The following is a 15,327-nucleotide window of genomic DNA, read 5'->3' as shown; positions in this document are numbered from 1 at the left end:
AGAAATGGGTATCCGCAAGTACAAGCCGACGACCCCGGGCCGTCGTGGCTCCAGCGTCGCCGACTTTGTCGAGATCACGCGGTCCACGCCGGAGAAGTCGCTGGTCCGCCCGCTGCACAGCAAGGGCGGCCGTAACAACGCCGGTCGTGTGACCGTCCGCCACCAGGGCGGTGGCCACAAGCGCGCCTACCGTGTGATCGACTTCCGTCGGCACGACAAGGACGGCGTGCCCGCCAAGGTCGCGCACATCGAGTACGACCCGAACCGCACCGCGCGCATCGCGCTGCTGCACTACGCCGACGGCGAGAAGCGCTACATCATCGCGCCGCGCGGCCTGGCGCAGGGCGCCCGTGTCGAGAACGGCCCGACCGCCGACATCAAGCCCGGCAACAACCTGGCGCTGCGCAACATCCCGGTCGGTACGACCATCCACGCCATCGAGCTGCGGCCCGGCGGCGGCGCGAAGTTCGCCCGCTCCGCGGGTGCCTCCGTGCAGCTTCTGGCGAAGGAGGGCGCCATGGCCCACCTCCGTATGCCGTCCGGTGAGATCCGGCTGGTCGACGTCCGCTGCCGCGCCACCATCGGCGAGGTCGGCAACGCCGAGCAGTCGAACATCAACTGGGGCAAGGCCGGCCGTATGCGCTGGAAGGGCGTCCGCCCGACCGTCCGCGGTGTGGCCATGAACCCGGTCGACCACCCGCACGGTGGTGGTGAGGGCAAGACCTCCGGTGGTCGCCACCCGGTCAGCCCGTGGGGTCAGAAGGAGGGTCGTACTCGTTCTCCCAAGAAGGCGAGCAACAAGTACATCGTCCGCCGCCGCAAGACGAACAAGAAGCGCTAGGAGCGGGTTTTCAGATGCCGCGCAGTCTCAAGAAGGGGCCCTTCGTCGACGACCACCTGATCAAGAAGGTGGATGTCCAGAACGAAGCCGGCACCAAGAACGTCATCAAGACCTGGTCCCGTCGCTCGATGATCGTCCCGGCCATGCTGGGCCACACGATCGCGGTGCACAACGGCAAGATCCATGTCCCGGTGTTCATCACCGAGTCCATGGTCGGCCACAAGCTCGGCGAGTTCTCGCCGACTCGCACCTTCCGCGGCCACGTCAAGGACGACCGGAAGTCGAAGCGCCGCTGACGCGGGGTGGAACGACTATGACTCACACCGAAGGGACAACCATGGAAGCCAGGGCCCAGGCGCGGTACATCCGCGTCACGCCCATGAAGGCCCGCCGCGTGGTGGACCTCATCCGTGGCATGGACGCCACGGAGGCTCAGGCGGTCCTGCGTTTCGCCCCGCAGGCCGCGAGCGTGCCGGTCGGCAAGGTGCTGGACAGCGCCATCGCCAACGCCGCGCACAACTACGACCACACCGACGCCTCTTCGCTGGTCATCAGCGAGGCGTACGTGGACGAGGGCCCGACCCTGAAGCGGTTCCGTCCGCGTGCCCAGGGCCGTGCCTACCGGATCCGTAAGCGGACCAGCCACATCACCGTGGTCGTCAGCAGCAAGGAAGGAACCCGGTAATGGGCCAGAAGGTTAACCCGCATGGGTTCCGGCTCGGTATCACCACGGACTTCAAGTCCCGCTGGTACGCCGACAAGCTGTACAAGGACTACGTCAAGGAAGACGTCGCCATTCGTCGCATGATGACGAAGGGCATGGAGCGGGCCGGTATCTCGAAGGTCGAGATCGAGCGCACCCGCGACCGGGTCCGTGTCGACATCCACACCGCGCGTCCGGGCATCGTCATCGGCCGCCGCGGCGCGGAGGCCGACCGTATCCGCGGCGAGCTGGAGAAGCTCACCGGCAAGCAGGTCCAGCTCAACATCCTCGAGGTCAAGAACCCCGAGGTGGACGCGCAGCTCGTGGCGCAGGCCGTCGCCGAGCAGCTCTCCTCGCGTGTCTCCTTCCGTCGTGCCATGCGCAAGAGCATGCAGTCGACGATGAAGGCGGGCGCCAAGGGCATCAAGATCCAGTGCGGTGGCCGCCTCGGCGGCGCCGAGATGTCCCGCTCGGAGTTCTACCGCGAGGGCCGGGTGCCCCTGCACACGCTCCGCGCCAATGTGGACTACGGCTTCTTCGAGGCCAAGACCACCTTCGGCCGGATCGGTGTGAAGGTCTGGATCTACAAGGGCGACGTCAAGAACATCGCCGAGGTGCGCGCCGAGAACGCCGCGGCCCGCGCCGGCAACCGCCCGGCCCGTGGCGGCGGCAACGACCGTCCCGCCGGCCGTGGCGGCCGCGGTGGCGAGCGTGGCGGCCGTGGCCGCAAGCCGCAGCAGAACCCGGCGGCCGAGGCCCCCAAGGCCGACGCCACCGCCGCGCCGGCCGAGGCGACGTCCTCTTCTACCGGTGGAACGGAGGCCTGACCGACATGCTGATCCCCCGTAGGGTCAAGCACCGCAAGCAGCACCACCCGAAGCGCAGCGGCATGTCCAAGGGCGGCACGCAGGTCTCGTTCGGCGAGTACGGCATCCAGGCGCTGACCCCGGCCTATGTGACGAACCGTCAGATCGAGGCCGCCCGTATCGCGATGACCCGCCACATCAAGCGTGGCGGCAAGGTCTGGATCAACATCTACCCGGACCGCCCGCTCACCAAGAAGCCCGCCGAGACCCGCATGGGTTCCGGTAAGGGCTCCCCGGAGTGGTGGATCGCGAACGTCAAGCCCGGCCGGGTGATGTTCGAACTGTCCTACCCGAACGAGAAGATTGCGCGTGAGGCGCTTACCCGCGCTGCTCACAAGCTTCCGATGAAGTGCCGCATCGTCCGGCGCGAGGCAGGTGAGGCGTGATGGCGGCCGTGACCAAGGCGTCCGAACTGCGCGAGCTGGGCGACGAGGAGCTGGTGAACAAGCTCCGCGAGGCCAAGGAAGAGCTGTTCAATCTCCGCTTCCAGGCGGCGACCGGCCAGCTTGAGAATCATGGGCGGCTGAAGCTCGTCCGTAAGGACATCGCGCGGATCTACACCCTGATGCGTGAGCGCGAGCTGGGCATCGAGACGGTGGAGAGCGCCTGATGACTGAGAACAACGTGACCGAGACCACGACCGACCGCGGATTCCGCAAGACCCGCGAGGGCCTGGTCGTCAGCGACAAGATGGACAAGACCGTCGTCGTCGCTGTCGAGGACCGCGTCAAGCACGCGCTGTACGGCAAGGTCATCCGCCGTACGAACAAGCTCAAGGCGCACGACGAGCAGAACGCCGCCGGCGTCGGCGACCGCGTCCTCCTGATGGAGACCCGGCCGCTGTCCGCCACCAAGCGGTGGCGCATCGTCGAGATCCTCGAAAAGGCCAAGTAAACCCCTCCGAGGGGGAGTTCCTCCTCGGAACAGTTCCGCCAGGCTCCGGGGGCCGAGTGACCGGCCCCCGGGGAACCGGCAGACGATCAGGAGATAGACGTGATCCAGCAGGAGTCGCGACTGCGTGTCGCCGACAACACGGGTGCGAAGGAGATTCTCACCATCCGTGTTCTCGGTGGCTCCGGCCGCCGCTACGCGGGCATCGGTGACGTCATCGTCGCCACCGTCAAGGACGCGATCCCCGGTGGCAACGTGAAGAAGGGTGACGTCGTCAAGGCGGTCATCGTTCGCACCGTCAAGGAGCGCCGCCGTCCGGACGGCTCGTACATCCGCTTCGACGAGAACGCCGCCGTCATTCTGAAGAACGACGGCGACCCTCGCGGCACCCGTATCTTCGGCCCGGTGGGCCGTGAGCTGCGCGAGAAGAAGTTCATGAAGATCATCTCGCTCGCGCCGGAGGTGCTGTAGGCATGAAGATCAAGAAGGGCGACCTGGTTCAGGTCATCACAGGCAAGGACAAGGGCAAGCAGGGCAAGGTCATCGTGGCCTACCCCCGCCAGGACCGGGTCCTCGTCGAAGGTGTCAACCGGGTCAAGAAGCACACCAAGGCCGGCCAGACGGCCCGCGGTTCGCAGACCGGCGGCATCGTCACCACCGAGGCCCCCATCCACGTCAGCAATGTTCAGCTCGTCGTGGAGAAGGACGGCAAGAAGGTCGTCACCCGCGTCGGCTACCGCTTTGACGACGAGGGCAACAAGATCCGCGTTGCCAAGCGGACCGGTGAGGACATCTGATGACTGCGACCACTACCGCGCCGCGTCTGAAGCTGCGCTACCGCGAGGAGATCGCCGGCAAGCTGCGTGAGCAGTTCTCGTACGAGAACGTCATGCAGATCCCCGGCCTCGTCAAGATCGTGGTCAACATGGGTGTGGGCGACGCCGCCCGCGACTCCAAGCTGATCGAGGGTGCCATCAAGGACCTCACCACGATCACCGGCCAGAAGCCGTCCGTCACCAAGGCCCGGAAGTCCATCGCGCAGTTCAAGCTGCGCGAGGGGCAGCCGATCGGCTGCCACGTCACCCTCCGCGGGGACCGTATGTGGGAGTTCCTGGACCGTACGCTGTCGCTCGCGCTGCCGCGTATCCGTGACTTCCGCGGTCTGTCGCCCAAGCAGTTCGACGGCCGTGGCAACTACACCTTCGGTCTCACGGAGCAGGTCATGTTCCACGAGATCGACCAGGACAAGATCGACCGGGTCCGGGGCATGGACATCACCGTGGTCACCACGGCGACCAACGACGACGAGGGTCGTGCCCTCCTTCGTCACCTCGGCTTCCCGTTCAAGGAGAACTGACCGTGGCGAAGAAGGCTCTGATCGCTAAGGCCGCCCGCAAGCCGAAGTTCGGTGTGCGCGGTTACACCCGCTGCCAGCGCTGCGGCCGTCCCCACTCCGTCTACCGCAAGTTCGGCCTGTGCCGTGTGTGCCTTCGTGAGATGGCCCACCGCGGCGAGCTGCCGGGCGTCACCAAGAGCTCCTGGTAGTTCCCCCGCGGGGGAATCGCATTCCCCGTAAGGGAACCAACCAGAAGCTCTCGGTAAGCAATTGGCCGGCCGGAGCCCTGCCTCGCATGCCGTAGGCTTGTGGGGTTGGGCGCCTGCCGTCCATTCAGACTTACTACGCCGTAGGTCCCCGCACCGCACCCGTCCCGGTACTCACCGGGGAGAGGGATGGCGCATACAGGAAACCCCGGCGAGAGAGGCCGAAGGCCAATTCATGACCATGACTGATCCCATCGCAGACATGCTCACGCGTCTGCGCAACGCGAATTCGGCATACCACGACGAAGTCGTGATGCCGCACAGCAAGATCAAGTCGCATATCGCGGAGATCCTCCAGCAGGAGGGCTTCATCACCGGCTGGAAGGTCGAGGACGCCGAGGTCGGCAAGAACCTCGTCCTGGAGCTGAAGTTCGGCCCGAACCGCGAGCGTTCGATCGCCGGCATCAAGCGCATCTCCAAGCCGGGTCTGCGTGTGTACGCGAAGTCCACCAACCTGCCGAAGGTCCTGGGCGGCCTGGGCGTGGCGATCATCTCCACGTCCCACGGTCTCCTGACCGGCCAGCAGGCCAGCAAGAAGGGCGTGGGTGGGGAAGTCCTCGCCTACGTCTGGTAGTCGGGAACGGAGGAAAGGCTCATGTCGCGAATCGGCAAGCTCCCCATCCAGGTTCCCGCTGGTGTGGACGTCACCATCGATGGCCGTACGGTCGCCGTGAAGGGTCCCAAGGGCACCCTCTCGCACACCGTCGCAGCGCCGATCGAGGTCACCAAGGGCGAGGACGGCATCCTCACGGTGTCGCGCCCCAACGACGAGCGTCAGAACAAGGCCCTGCACGGCCTGTCCCGCACGCTGGTGGCGAACATGATCACCGGCGTGACCCAGGGATACGTCAAGGCGCTCGAAATCAGCGGTGTCGGTTACCGCGTCCAGGCGAAGGGCTCCAATCTGGAGTTCGCCCTGGGCTACAGCCACCCGATCCTCATCGAGGCGCCCGAAGGCATCACCTTCAAGGTCGAGTCGCCCACGAAGTTCTCCGTCGAGGGCATCGACAAGCAGAAGGTCGGCGAGGTCGCGGCGAACATCCGCAAGCTGCGGAAGCCCGACCCGTACAAGGCCAAGGGCGTCAAGTACGCCGGCGAGGTCATCCGCCGCAAGGTCGGAAAGGCTGGTAAGTAAGCCATGGCATACGGTGTGAAGATCGCCAAGGGCAAGGCCTACAAGGCCGCTGCCATCAAGCGCCGCCACATCCGCGTCCGCAAGAAGGTCTCGGGCACGCAGGAGCGCCCGCGCCTCGTCGTGACGCGTTCCAACCGCCACATGGTGGCCCAGGTCATCGACGACATCGCGGGCCACACGCTCGCGTCGGCGTCGACCCTGGACGCCTCGATCCGTGGCACCGAGGGCGACAAGAGCACCCAGGCCAAGCAGGTCGGGTCGCTGGTCGCCGAGCGTGCCAAGGCGGCCGGTGTCGAGGCCGTCGTGTTCGACCGTGGTGGCAACCAGTACGCCGGGCGGATCGCCGCTCTGGCCGACGCCGCCCGCGAGGCCGGGCTGAAGTTCTAGGCCCCGGTTCCGGAGCTAGCGGACGTAACAGAGAGAGGTAGATCCAATGGCTGGACCCCAGCGCCGCGGGAGCGGTGCCGGTGGCGGCGAGCGGCGGGACCGGAAGGGCCGTGACGGCGGTTCGGCGGCCGCCGAGAAGACCGCGTACGTCGAGCGTGTCGTCGCGATCAACCGTGTCGCCAAGGTTGTGAAGGGTGGTCGTCGCTTCAGCTTCACCGCGCTGGTCGTGGTGGGCGACGGTGACGGCACCGTGGGTGTCGGCTACGGCAAGGCCAAGGAGGTGCCGGCCGCCATCGCCAAGGGCGTTGAGGAGGCCAAGAAGCACTTCTTCAAGGTCCCCCGTATCCAGGGCACCATCCCGCACCCGATCCAGGGCGAGAAGGCCGCGGGCGTCGTTCTGCTCAAGCCGGCTTCCCCCGGTACCGGCGTGATCGCCGGCGGCCCGGTGCGTGCCGTGCTGGAGTGCGCGGGCGTGCACGACATCCTGTCGAAGTCGCTCGGCTCGGACAACGCGATCAACATCGTGCACGCGACGGTGGCGGCCCTCCAGGACCTCCAGCGCCCCGAGGAGATCGCGGCCCGCCGCGGTCTGCCCCTCGAGGACGTCGCCCCCGCGGCCCTGCTGCGGGCACGTGCGGGAGCGGGTGCGTAATGGCCCGTCTCAGGATCACGCAGACGAAGTCGTACATCGGCAGCAAGCAGAACCACCGCGACACCCTGCGCTCGCTCGGGCTCAAGCGCCTGAACGACACGGTTGTCAAGGAGGACCGTCCCGAGTTCCGCGGCATGGTGCACACCGTCCGCCACCTCGTGACGGTTGAGGAGGTCGACTGACATGGCGGAGAACAACCCGCTGAAGGTCCACAACCTCCGTCCTGCCCCGGGCGCCAAGACCGCGAAGACCCGTGTGGGCCGTGGTGAGGCGTCGAAGGGCAAGACCGCGGGTCGTGGCACCAAGGGCACCAAGGCCCGCTACCAGGTTCCGGAGCGCTTCGAGGGTGGCCAGATGCCCCTCCACATGCGCCTCCCGAAGCTCAAGGGCTTCAAGAACCCGTTCCGCACCGAGTACCAGGTGGTGAACCTGGAGAAGCTCGCCGTCCTCTACCCCGAGGGTGGCGAGGTCACGGTGGCCGATCTGGTCTCCAAGGGCGCGGTACGCAAGAACAGCCTCGTCAAGGTCCTCGGCCAGGGCGAGATCTCCGTGGCACTCACGGTGACGGTGGACGCCGTCTCCGGGTCCGCCAAGGAGAAGATCGCCGCCGCGGGCGGCACCGTCACCGAGTCCGTCTGAGGCGGATCGATGGCTTGAACACCCGACCGGGGATGTCTCTCACACGAGGCATCCCCGGTTGGTCGTTCCTAGGGGGCACAGTCGCCGGTAAGGTGGCGTGCATTGTTGCTTGTTCCTTATCCGTCGATCCTCAAGACCGTCACCCTTGACGCAGTAGCGCGGGGGTCGCAGGAGGCACCGTGCTCACCGCGTTCGCCCGGGCGTTCAAGACGCCCGACCTGCGCAAGAAGCTGCTCTTCACGCTCGGCATCATCGTGCTGTACCGGCTCGGGGCGCACATCCCCGTGCCAGGTGTCAGCTACGAGAATGTCCAGACCTGTGTCGACGCGGCCCAGAAGGGCAATAACAGCCTGTTCGGCCTGGTGAACATGTTCAGCGGCGGAGCGCTGCTGCAGATCACGATCTTCGCGCTCGGCATCATGCCGTACATCACCGCGAGCATCATCCTCCAGCTCCTGACCGTGGTCATCCCCAGGCTGGAGGCCCTCAAGAAGGAGGGGCAGTCCGGTCAGGCCAAGATCACTCAGTACACCCGCTATCTGACCGTCGCCCTCGCCGTGCTCCAGGGCACCGGCCTGGTCGCCACCGCCCGCAGCGGCGCGCTCTTCAGCGGCTGCCCGGTCGCCTCGGAGATCGTGCCCGACCAGTCGATCTTCGTCACCGTCACCATGGTGATCACCATGACCGCGGGCACCGCGGCCGTGATGTGGCTCGGCGAGCTGATCACCGACCGCGGTATCGGCAACGGCATGTCCATCCTGATGTTCATCTCGATCGCGGCCGGTTTCCCGGGCGCGCTCTGGGCCATCAAGCAGAGCGGCACGCTGGCCAAGGGCTGGATCGAGTTCGGTACGGTCATCCTGATCGGCTTCGTCATGGTGGGCCTGGTCGTCTTCGTCGAGCAGGCACAGCGCCGTATCCCCGTGCAGTACGCGAAGCGCATGATCGGCCGGCGGTCGTACGGCGGTACGTCGACGTACATCCCGCTCAAGGTGAACCAGGCGGGTGTGATCCCGGTCATCTTCGCGTCGTCGCTGCTCTACATCCCGGCGCTGGTCGCGCAGTTCTCCAGCTCGAACGCGGGCTGGAAGACCTGGATCGAGGCGCACTTCGTCAAGGGTGACCATCCGTACTACATCGTGACGTACTTCCTGCTGATCGTGTTCTTCGCCTTCTTCTACGTGGCGATCTCCTTCAACCCCGAAGAAGTCGCGGACAACATGAAGAAGTATGGTGGGTTCATCCCGGGTATCCGGGCAGGTCGCCCGACAGCCGAGTATCTGAGCTACGTGCTCAACAGGATCACCTGGCCGGGCTCGCTGTACCTGGGTCTGATCGCTCTTGTACCGACGATGGCGTTGGCGGGCTTCGGAGGCGCGAACCAGAACTTCCCGTTCGGCGGGACAAGCATCCTGATCATCGTGGGTGTGGGTCTGGAGACCGTGAAGCAGATCGAGAGCCAGCTTCAGCAGCGCAACTACGAAGGGTTCCTCCGCTGATGCGAATCGTCCTCGTCGGACCGCCCGGTGCCGGCAAGGGAACGCAGGCTGCGTACCTTGCCAAGAACCTCTCGGTACCGCACATCTCCACGGGCGACCTCTTCCGGGCCAACATCAGCCAGGGCACCGAGCTGGGCAAGCAGGCGAAGGCGTTCATGGACGCCGGGAACCTGGTGCCCGACGAGGTGACCATCGCGATGGCGCTGGACCGGATGGCCCAGCAGGACGCCGTGAACGGCTTCCTGCTGGACGGTTTCCCACGGAATGTGTCGCAGGCGGAGGCGCTGGACGAGGCGCTCAAGCGCGAGGGCCTGAAGCTGGACGCGGTGCTGGACCTGGAGGTCCCCGAGGACGAGGTCGTACGGCGGATCGCCGGCCGGCGGATCTGCCGCAACGACAGCGCGCATGTGTTTCACGTGACGTACAGCCCCCCGCAGAAGGAGGGCGTCTGTGACCACTGCGGAGGCGAGCTGTACCAGCGGGACGACGACTCCGAGGAGACGGTACGGACCCGGCTGGAGGTCTATCACACCCAGACCGAGCCGATCATCGACCACTACCGGGCCCAGGGCCTGGTGGTGACGATCTCCGCGCTCGGCAAGGTCACCGAGGTGACCGAGCGTGCGATGGAGGCGCTCCAGAAGGACCGGGCCGCACAGGCCTGACCGAGCAAGGCAAGCCGGCTTACGGCCGTGGCGTCCCCCGGGCACCACGGCCGTAGTGTTGAGCGGGTACGGGAGCGTGGCTCCCGCACTCGACGGGTCATGACGAGTCCGGGCACCGGGCGGAAGGCAGAACGATGGTGGAGATCAAGACGCCCGAGCAGATCGCGAAGATGCGCGAGGCGGGACTGGTCGTCGCCGCCGTGCACGCGGCCACCCGCGAGGCCGCGGTGCCGGGTGCCACCACCAGGGATCTGGACGAGGTCGCGCGCAAGGTGCTGTCCGAGCACGGCGCCAAGTCGAACTTCCTGGGATACGGCGGGTTCCCCGCGACCATCTGCACCTCGGTCAACGAGGTCGTCGTCCACGGCATCCCGGACGACAGGACCGTGCTCAAGGACGGCGACATCATCTCCGTCGACGCCGGCGCGATCATCGACGGCTGGCACGGCGACGCGGCCTTCACGGCCTTCGTGGGCTCGGGTCACGCTCCGGAGCTGGTCGAGCTGTCCCGGGTGACCGAGGAGTCGATGTGGGCCGGGATCGCCGCGATGAGGAACGGCGGCCGGCTGGTGGACGTCTCCCGTGCGATCGAGACGTACATCCGGCGCCAGCCGCGTCCCGGCGGCGGCAAGTACGGGATCATCGAGGACTACGGCGGGCACGGCATCGGCTCGCAGATGCACATGGACCCGCATCTGCTGAACTACGTCTCGCGCAAGCGCGGCAAGGGCCCCCGGCTGGTCCCCGGCTTCTGTCTGGCGATCGAGCCCATGGTCTCGCTGGGCACGCCCCGTACGGAGGTGCTCGCCGACGAGTGGACGGTGATCACGACGGACGGCACCTGGGCCTCCCACTGGGAGCACTCGGTGGCACTCACCGAGCAGGGCCCGCTGGTGCTGACGGCGCCCGACGGCGGCAGGGCCAAGCTGGCGGAGCTGGGCGTGACGGCGGCGCCGGACCCGCTCGCGTAAGGGCCGGCCGCGGTTCCGCTTAAGGATCTCGTCCACAGGGCAAACTTCACGGATTCGTCTTTCCGGGTGTGCTGCCGTAGACTGACGCGTCGGCTCTGGTGTACCCGTGTGTTCGTTTGCCGTTGTTGAGTGTTACGGCTGTTACGGCTACGCGGCTGCCGGAGTTGATCAAGGTAGCCGATTCGAAGGGCGAAGCGTGGCCAAGAAGCAAGGTGCCATCGAAATTGAGGGCACCGTGATCGAGTCCCTCCCGAACGCCATGTTCAAGGTGGAGCTCCAGAACGGTCACAAGGTCCTCGCGCACATCAGCGGCAAGATGCGGATGCACTACATCCGGATCCTCCCCGATGACCGGGTCGTGGTGGAGCTGTCTCCCTACGACCTGACGCGTGGCCGGATCGTCTACCGATACAAGTAGATCTTGCTGATCACCCCTTCCCGGGGTGTTCGCACTGACCCGGAGAACCTCAATCCCATGAAGGTCAAGCCGAGCGTCAAGAAGATCTGCGACAAGTGCAAGGTGATCCGCCGTCACGGCCGGGTCATGGTCATCTGCGACAACCTGCGCCACAAGCAGCGCCAGGGCTGACGCACGACCGCCTGCCTCTCGCAGTACTTCGCGCGACGCGAGCACATCGTAATTACGCAGTGTCCGGTTCCCGTACGAGGGGACCGACACCTCCGGCGGAGGCCGGGGACCCGGACCGCACCGATTCCGGGACAGTCACTGCGGAAGACCTCCGAACATCAACAGGAGCCATGAATGGCACGCCTTGCAGGCGTTGACCTTCCGCGCGAGAAGCGCGTCGAGGTCGCCCTCACCTATGTCTTCGGTATCGGGCGCACCCGGTCCAAGGAGACGCTCGCCGCCACCGGCATCGACCCCAATGTCCGCGTCCGCGACCTCGCCGAGGAAGACCTCGTCAAGATCCGCGAATACGTCGACGCCAACCTCAAGACCGAGGGTGACCTCCGTCGCGAGATCGCCGCCGACATCCGCCGCAAGGTGGAGATCGGCTGCTACCAGGGTCTGCGCCACCGCCGTGGCCTGCCGGTGCACGGCCAGCGCACCAGCACCAACGCCCGTACCCGCAAGGGCCCGCGTCGCGCCATCGCCGGCAAGAAGAAGCCGGGCAAGAAGTAGTCCTCAGCGGACGCTCATCAGCGGTCTTCGCTGTAGGACCGATCACCTCCTCGCAGGAAGTCAAAACATGCCTCCTAAGGGCCGACAGGGTGCAGCCAAGAAGGTGCGCCGCAAGGAAAAGAAGAACGTCGCTCATGGGCACGCCCACATCAAGAGCACGTTCAACAACACGATCGTCTCGATCACGGACCCCTCGGGCAATGTGATCTCCTGGGCCTCCGCCGGCCACGTCGGCTTCAAGGGCTCGCGCAAGTCCACCCCCTTCGCCGCGCAGATGGCCGCCGAGTCGGCCGCCCGCCGCGCGCAGGAGCACGGCATGCGCAAGGTCGACGTCTTTGTGAAGGGTCCCGGCTCCGGCCGTGAGACCGCGATCCGCTCGCTCCAGGCCACCGGCCTGGAGGTGGGTTCGATCCAGGACGTCACCCCCACCCCGCACAACGGCTGCCGCCCGCCGAAGCGGAGGCGCGTCTGACCTTGGGTGCGGCTGGTCGCATCTGAGGCTGATGTGCGGTATGGGCGGCTCGGCGCTTTCGTGCCGTGCCGCCCGTACTCTTGAACGGAGCAGTACCGAAGGACGTCAAATAGCGGGCGTCCCCAACTGAAGGATTCACGCATGCTTATCGCTCAGCGTCCGTCGCTGACCGAAGAGGTCGTCGACGAATACCGCTCGCGGTTCGTCATCGAGCCGCTGGAGCCGGGCTTCGGCTACACGCTCGGCAACTCGCTCCGCCGTACGCTCCTCTCCTCGATCCCGGGCGCCGCTGTCACCAGCATCCGGATCGACGGGGTCCTGCACGAGTTCACCACCGTGCCGGGCGTCAAGGAGGACGTCACCGACCTCATCCTCAACATCAAGCAGCTCGTCGTCTCCTCGGAGCACGACGAGCCGGTCGTGATGTACCTGCGCAAGCAGGGTCCCGGCCTGGTCACCGCCGCCGACATCGCCCCGCCGGCCGGTGTCGAGGTCCACAACCCGGACCTCGTCCTGGCGACGCTGAACGGCAAGGGCAAGCTGGAGATGGAGCTGACGGTCGAGCGTGGCCGCGGTTATGTCTCCGCCGTGCAGAACAAGCAGGTGGGCCAGGAGATCGGGCGTATCCCGGTCGACTCGATCTACTCGCCGGTGCTCAAGGTCACGTACAAGGTCGAGGCCACCCGAGTCGAGCAGCGCACCGACTTCGACAAGCTGATCGTCGATGTCGAGACCAAGCAGGCCATGCGGCCGCGTGACGCCATGGCGTCCGCGGGCAAGACCCTGGTCGAGCTGTTCGGCCTGGCGCGCGAGCTGAACATCGACGCCGAGGGCATCGACATGGGCCCGTCGCCGACGGACGCCGCGCTCGCCGCGGATCTGGCGCTGCCGATCGAGGAGCTGGAGCTGACCGTCCGGTCGTACAACTGCCTCAAGCGCGAGGGCATCCACTCCGTGGGTGAGCTGGTGGCGCGCTCCGAGGCGGATCTGCTGGACATCCGCAACTTCGGCGCGAAGTCGATCGACGAGGTCAAGGCGAAGCTGGCGGGGATGGGGCTGGCGCTCAAGGACAGCCCGCCCGGATTCGACCCGACGGCCGCGGCGGACGCGTTCGGCGCGGACGACGACGCGGACGCGGGCTTCGTGGAGACCGAGCAGTACTGAGGCCCCGCCGCCCGGGGCTGAGGCTATGTCCTCAATCGCCGGACGGGCTCGGTTCTGCCGGGCTCGGGCTTGATTTTGCCGGGCTCGGGGCTTGGATTTCCCGGGCTCGGGCTTGAATGTGAACGCTTCCGGTGGGCAGCAGCTCGCCGGTCACTGACACCGGTACCTGATACGGCCGGTGCAGACACTAGGAGAAACACCATGCCGAAGCCCGCCAAGGGCGCCCGTCTGGGCGGCAGCGCCGCGCACGAGAAGCTGCTTCTCGCGAACCTCGCGAAGTCGCTCTTCGAGCACGGCCGCATCACCACGACCGAGGCCAAGGCCCGCCGCCTGCGTCCGGTCGCGGAGCGCTTCATCACCAAGGCGAAGAAGGGCGACATCCACAACCGTCGCCTGGTGCTCCGTTCGATCACGGACAAGGGCGTGGTGCACACGCTCTTCACCGAGATCGCGCCGCGGTACGAGAACCGCCCCGGTGGTTACACCCGTATCACCAAGATCGGCAACCGTCGTGGCGACAACGCCCCGATGGCGGTCATCGAGCTGGTCGAGGCCCTGACCGTGGCGCAGCAGGCGACCGGTGAGGCCGAGGCGGCCACCAAGCGCGCGGTCAAGGAAGACGCCCTCAAGAAGGACGAGGCTCCGGCCGAGGCCGTCGAGGACGCCAAGCCGGCCGAGGCCGAGGCCGACGGGGTCGAGTCCAAGGACGCCTGAGCGTACGGACGACGCTGACGGACGGGTCCGCTCCCCGCGGTGGGGGCGGGCCCGTTCCGCTGTGAAGGGGAAACAAGCAGGTGAGTGAGGACATCGAGGGAGCGGAGCCCGGCTTCGTACGGGTGCGGCTGGACCTCTCGTACGACGGCAAGGACTTCTCCGGCTGGGCGAAACAGGCCGGCCGGCGCACCGTCCAGGGCGAGATCGAGGACGCGCTGCGTACGGTGACCCGCTCCTCGCGTACGTACGAGCTGACCGTGGCCGGACGTACGGACGCGGGCGTCCACGCGCGCGGGCAGGTCGCGCATGTCGATCTGCCGGAGTCCGTGTGGGCCGAGCACCGGGAGAGGCTGCTGCGGCGGCTCGCGGGGCGGCTGGGCCATGATGTCCGGGTCTGGAAGGTCGCCGAGGCGCCGGCGGGGTTCAACGCCCGCTTCTCGGCGCTCTGGCGGCGGTACGCGTACCGGGTGGTGGATCACCCCGGCGGTGTCGATCCGCTGCTGCGGGGTCATGTGCTGTGGCACGACTGGCCGTTGGACGTGGCCGCGATGAACGCGGCGTCGGCCGGGCTGCTCGGCGAGCACGACTTCGCGGCGTACTGCAAGCGGCGCGAGGGCGCCACGACGATCCGTACGCTCCAGCGGCTGGAGTGGGAGCGGGACGCGCACGGGGTGATCACCGCGACCGTGCGGGCCGATGCCTTCTGCCACAACATGGTGCGGTCGCTGGTGGGCGCGCTGCTGTTCGTGGGCGACGGGCACCGGCCGGTGGAGTGGCCGGCGAAGGTGCTGGCGGCAGGGGTGCGGGACTCGGCGGTCCATGTCGTACGGCCGCACGGGCTGACGCTGGAGGAAGTCGGCTATCCCGAGGACGCGTTGCTGGCCTCCCGCAACCGGGAGGCGCGCAACAAGCGGACGCTGGGCGGCAGTTCTTTCTGCTGTTAGGCCCTGTCCGGGCCCGCGAAGATCCGCCGGACAGGGAC

General features: G+C 67.0%; 27 protein-coding genes. All 27 read left to right on the top strand.

The annotated features are described in order from the left end of the window. The first annotated feature begins 4 nt into the window (after positions 1-4). The 27 genes from rplB to truA all read left to right on the top strand — a co-directional run bounded on the left by rplB (position 5) and on the right by truA (position 15,289). The gene (gene rplB / locus KQY30_RS13980; RefSeq protein ID WP_217307103.1) at positions 5-841 is read left to right on the top strand and encodes a 50S ribosomal protein L2; all 837 of its coding nucleotides are present in this window, start codon (positions 5-7) and stop codon (positions 839-841) included. Positions 842-855: 14 nt separating this feature from the next. Then, positions 856-1,137, top strand: coding sequence for a 30S ribosomal protein S19 (rpsS, locus tag KQY30_RS13975; RefSeq protein ID WP_030742199.1), 282 nt, complete (start codon positions 856-858; stop codon positions 1,135-1,137). A 41-nt stretch (positions 1,138-1,178) separates the two neighbouring features. Beyond that, positions 1,179-1,526 carry a 50S ribosomal protein L22 gene (gene rplV, locus KQY30_RS13970; protein WP_004571827.1) on the top strand — a complete coding sequence of 116 codons (348 nt, stop codon included), beginning with the start codon at positions 1,179-1,181 and terminating at the stop codon, positions 1,524-1,526. After that, positions 1,526-2,371 carry a 30S ribosomal protein S3 gene (gene rpsC, locus KQY30_RS13965; RefSeq protein ID WP_217307102.1) on the top strand — a complete coding sequence of 282 codons (846 nt, stop codon included), beginning with the start codon at positions 1,526-1,528 and terminating at the stop codon, positions 2,369-2,371. The genes rplV and rpsC overlap by 1 nt, the downstream gene beginning before the upstream one ends. 5 nt (positions 2,372-2,376) lie before the next feature. Next, positions 2,377-2,796 carry a 50S ribosomal protein L16 gene (gene rplP, locus KQY30_RS13960; protein WP_046504633.1) on the top strand — a complete coding sequence of 140 codons (420 nt, stop codon included), beginning with the start codon at positions 2,377-2,379 and terminating at the stop codon, positions 2,794-2,796. Beyond that, on the top strand, positions 2,796-3,020 hold the full coding sequence (gene rpmC, locus KQY30_RS13955) for a 50S ribosomal protein L29 (protein WP_046504635.1): 225 nt from the start codon (positions 2,796-2,798) through the stop codon (positions 3,018-3,020). Before rplP ends, rpmC begins: the two co-directional genes overlap by 1 nt. Beyond that, complete coding sequence (gene rpsQ, locus KQY30_RS13950) at positions 3,020-3,304, top strand: 30S ribosomal protein S17 (protein WP_046504638.1); 285 nt, start codon at positions 3,020-3,022, stop codon at positions 3,302-3,304. Before rpmC ends, rpsQ begins: the two co-directional genes overlap by 1 nt. Positions 3,305-3,403: 99 nt before the next feature. Then, positions 3,404-3,772 carry a 50S ribosomal protein L14 gene (rplN, locus tag KQY30_RS13945; RefSeq protein WP_003974257.1) on the top strand — a complete coding sequence of 123 codons (369 nt, stop codon included), beginning with the start codon at positions 3,404-3,406 and terminating at the stop codon, positions 3,770-3,772. A 2-nt stretch (positions 3,773-3,774) separates the two neighbouring features. Continuing rightward, positions 3,775-4,098, top strand: coding sequence for a 50S ribosomal protein L24 (rplX, locus tag KQY30_RS13940; protein WP_046504642.1), 324 nt, complete (start codon positions 3,775-3,777; stop codon positions 4,096-4,098). Further along, positions 4,098-4,658, top strand: coding sequence for a 50S ribosomal protein L5 (gene rplE / locus KQY30_RS13935; RefSeq protein ID WP_217307101.1), 561 nt, complete (start codon positions 4,098-4,100; stop codon positions 4,656-4,658). The genes rplX and rplE overlap by 1 nt, the downstream gene beginning before the upstream one ends. A 2-nt stretch (positions 4,659-4,660) precedes the next feature. Then, positions 4,661-4,846 carry a type Z 30S ribosomal protein S14 gene (locus KQY30_RS13930; protein WP_003948630.1) on the top strand — a complete coding sequence of 62 codons (186 nt, stop codon included), beginning with the start codon at positions 4,661-4,663 and terminating at the stop codon, positions 4,844-4,846. A gap of 232 nt (positions 4,847-5,078) precedes the next feature. After that, positions 5,079-5,477, top strand: a complete 399-nt coding sequence (rpsH, locus tag KQY30_RS13925; RefSeq protein ID WP_046504649.1) for a 30S ribosomal protein S8 — start codon at positions 5,079-5,081, stop codon at positions 5,475-5,477. A 21-nt stretch (positions 5,478-5,498) separates the two neighbouring features. Beyond that, a complete protein-coding gene (rplF, locus tag KQY30_RS13920) occupies positions 5,499-6,038 on the top strand; it encodes a 50S ribosomal protein L6 (RefSeq protein WP_046504651.1) in 540 nt (179 codons plus the stop codon). A 3-nt stretch (positions 6,039-6,041) separates the two neighbouring features. Next, positions 6,042-6,425, top strand: coding sequence for a 50S ribosomal protein L18 (rplR, locus tag KQY30_RS13915; RefSeq protein WP_217307100.1), 384 nt, complete (start codon positions 6,042-6,044; stop codon positions 6,423-6,425). Positions 6,426-6,471: 46 nt separating this feature from the next. Beyond that, the gene (rpsE, locus tag KQY30_RS13910) at positions 6,472-7,077 is read left to right on the top strand and encodes a 30S ribosomal protein S5 (RefSeq protein WP_217307099.1); all 606 of its coding nucleotides are present in this window, start codon (positions 6,472-6,474) and stop codon (positions 7,075-7,077) included. Next, a complete protein-coding gene (rpmD, locus tag KQY30_RS13905; RefSeq protein ID WP_217307098.1) occupies positions 7,077-7,259 on the top strand; it encodes a 50S ribosomal protein L30 in 183 nt (60 codons plus the stop codon). The genes rpsE and rpmD overlap by 1 nt, the downstream gene beginning before the upstream one ends. A 1-nt stretch (position 7,260) precedes the next feature. Next, entirely contained in the window at positions 7,261-7,716 is a 456-nt protein-coding gene (rplO, locus tag KQY30_RS13900) for a 50S ribosomal protein L15 (RefSeq protein WP_217307097.1), read from the top strand. Positions 7,717-7,895: 179 nt separating this feature from the next. After that, entirely contained in the window at positions 7,896-9,215 is a 1,320-nt protein-coding gene (secY, locus tag KQY30_RS13895) for a preprotein translocase subunit SecY (RefSeq protein ID WP_046504664.1), read from the top strand. Next, the gene (locus KQY30_RS13890) at positions 9,215-9,880 is read left to right on the top strand and encodes an adenylate kinase (RefSeq protein ID WP_217307096.1); all 666 of its coding nucleotides are present in this window, start codon (positions 9,215-9,217) and stop codon (positions 9,878-9,880) included. The genes secY and KQY30_RS13890 overlap by 1 nt, the downstream gene beginning before the upstream one ends. A 134-nt stretch (positions 9,881-10,014) precedes the next feature. After that, positions 10,015-10,851, top strand: a complete 837-nt coding sequence (gene map, locus KQY30_RS13885) for a type I methionyl aminopeptidase (RefSeq protein ID WP_217307095.1) — start codon at positions 10,015-10,017, stop codon at positions 10,849-10,851. A gap of 196 nt (positions 10,852-11,047) precedes the next feature. Beyond that, positions 11,048-11,269 carry a translation initiation factor IF-1 gene (infA, locus tag KQY30_RS13880; protein WP_003956442.1) on the top strand — a complete coding sequence of 74 codons (222 nt, stop codon included), beginning with the start codon at positions 11,048-11,050 and terminating at the stop codon, positions 11,267-11,269. 57 nt (positions 11,270-11,326) lie between these two features. Then, positions 11,327-11,440, top strand: a complete 114-nt coding sequence (gene rpmJ, locus KQY30_RS13875; RefSeq protein WP_003956441.1) for a 50S ribosomal protein L36 — start codon at positions 11,327-11,329, stop codon at positions 11,438-11,440. 174 nt (positions 11,441-11,614) lie between these two features. Then, positions 11,615-11,995 (top strand): 30S ribosomal protein S13, encoded by a 381-nt coding sequence (gene rpsM / locus KQY30_RS13870; RefSeq protein WP_217307094.1) that lies wholly within the window; start codon positions 11,615-11,617, stop codon positions 11,993-11,995. A 67-nt stretch (positions 11,996-12,062) separates the two neighbouring features. Further along, complete coding sequence (gene rpsK / locus KQY30_RS13865; protein WP_003956432.1) at positions 12,063-12,467, top strand: 30S ribosomal protein S11; 405 nt, start codon at positions 12,063-12,065, stop codon at positions 12,465-12,467. A 141-nt stretch (positions 12,468-12,608) separates the two neighbouring features. Further along, the gene (locus tag KQY30_RS13860) at positions 12,609-13,631 is read left to right on the top strand and encodes a DNA-directed RNA polymerase subunit alpha (RefSeq protein ID WP_003956430.1); all 1,023 of its coding nucleotides are present in this window, start codon (positions 12,609-12,611) and stop codon (positions 13,629-13,631) included. 201 nt (positions 13,632-13,832) lie between these two features. Next, complete coding sequence (gene rplQ, locus KQY30_RS13855) at positions 13,833-14,345, top strand: 50S ribosomal protein L17 (RefSeq protein WP_217307093.1); 513 nt, start codon at positions 13,833-13,835, stop codon at positions 14,343-14,345. Positions 14,346-14,425: 80 nt separating this feature from the next. Then, positions 14,426-15,289, top strand: coding sequence for a tRNA pseudouridine(38-40) synthase TruA (truA, locus tag KQY30_RS13850; protein WP_217307092.1), 864 nt, complete (start codon positions 14,426-14,428; stop codon positions 15,287-15,289). Positions 15,290-15,327 lie beyond the last annotated feature (38 nt).

Source organism: Streptomyces sp. GMY02 (assembly GCF_019056675.1).
GTDB lineage: Bacteria > Actinomycetota > Actinomycetes > Streptomycetales > Streptomycetaceae > Streptomyces > Streptomyces odonnellii.
The sequence above is the reverse complement of the archived record's forward strand: the minus strand, read 5'-3'. Positions and strand labels throughout refer to the sequence as shown.

Coding starts and splice junctions, on each gene's coding strand:
- rplB (WP_217307103.1), top strand. CDS start 5: ATGGGTATCCGCAAGTACAAGCCGACGACCCCGGGCCGTCGTGGCTCC.
- rpsS (WP_030742199.1), top strand. CDS start 856: ATGCCGCGCAGTCTCAAGAAGGGGCCCTTCGTCGACGACCACCTGATC.
- rplV (WP_004571827.1), top strand. CDS start 1,179: ATGGAAGCCAGGGCCCAGGCGCGGTACATCCGCGTCACGCCCATGAAG.
- rpsC (WP_217307102.1), top strand. CDS start 1,526: ATGGGCCAGAAGGTTAACCCGCATGGGTTCCGGCTCGGTATCACCACG.
- rplP (WP_046504633.1), top strand. CDS start 2,377: ATGCTGATCCCCCGTAGGGTCAAGCACCGCAAGCAGCACCACCCGAAG.
- rpmC (WP_046504635.1), top strand. CDS start 2,796: ATGGCGGCCGTGACCAAGGCGTCCGAACTGCGCGAGCTGGGCGACGAG.
- rpsQ (WP_046504638.1), top strand. CDS start 3,020: ATGACTGAGAACAACGTGACCGAGACCACGACCGACCGCGGATTCCGC.
- rplX (WP_046504642.1), top strand. CDS start 3,775: ATGAAGATCAAGAAGGGCGACCTGGTTCAGGTCATCACAGGCAAGGAC.
- rplE (WP_217307101.1), top strand. CDS start 4,098: ATGACTGCGACCACTACCGCGCCGCGTCTGAAGCTGCGCTACCGCGAG.
- rpsH (WP_046504649.1), top strand. CDS start 5,079: ATGACCATGACTGATCCCATCGCAGACATGCTCACGCGTCTGCGCAAC.
- rplF (WP_046504651.1), top strand. CDS start 5,499: ATGTCGCGAATCGGCAAGCTCCCCATCCAGGTTCCCGCTGGTGTGGAC.
- rplR (WP_217307100.1), top strand. CDS start 6,042: ATGGCATACGGTGTGAAGATCGCCAAGGGCAAGGCCTACAAGGCCGCT.
- rpsE (WP_217307099.1), top strand. CDS start 6,472: ATGGCTGGACCCCAGCGCCGCGGGAGCGGTGCCGGTGGCGGCGAGCGG.
- rpmD (WP_217307098.1), top strand. CDS start 7,077: ATGGCCCGTCTCAGGATCACGCAGACGAAGTCGTACATCGGCAGCAAG.
- rplO (WP_217307097.1), top strand. CDS start 7,261: ATGGCGGAGAACAACCCGCTGAAGGTCCACAACCTCCGTCCTGCCCCG.
- KQY30_RS13890 (WP_217307096.1), top strand. CDS start 9,215: ATGCGAATCGTCCTCGTCGGACCGCCCGGTGCCGGCAAGGGAACGCAG.
- map (WP_217307095.1), top strand. CDS start 10,015: ATGGTGGAGATCAAGACGCCCGAGCAGATCGCGAAGATGCGCGAGGCG.
- rpmJ (WP_003956441.1), top strand. CDS start 11,327: ATGAAGGTCAAGCCGAGCGTCAAGAAGATCTGCGACAAGTGCAAGGTG.
- rpsM (WP_217307094.1), top strand. CDS start 11,615: ATGGCACGCCTTGCAGGCGTTGACCTTCCGCGCGAGAAGCGCGTCGAG.
- rpsK (WP_003956432.1), top strand. CDS start 12,063: ATGCCTCCTAAGGGCCGACAGGGTGCAGCCAAGAAGGTGCGCCGCAAG.
- KQY30_RS13860 (WP_003956430.1), top strand. CDS start 12,609: ATGCTTATCGCTCAGCGTCCGTCGCTGACCGAAGAGGTCGTCGACGAA.
- rplQ (WP_217307093.1), top strand. CDS start 13,833: ATGCCGAAGCCCGCCAAGGGCGCCCGTCTGGGCGGCAGCGCCGCGCAC.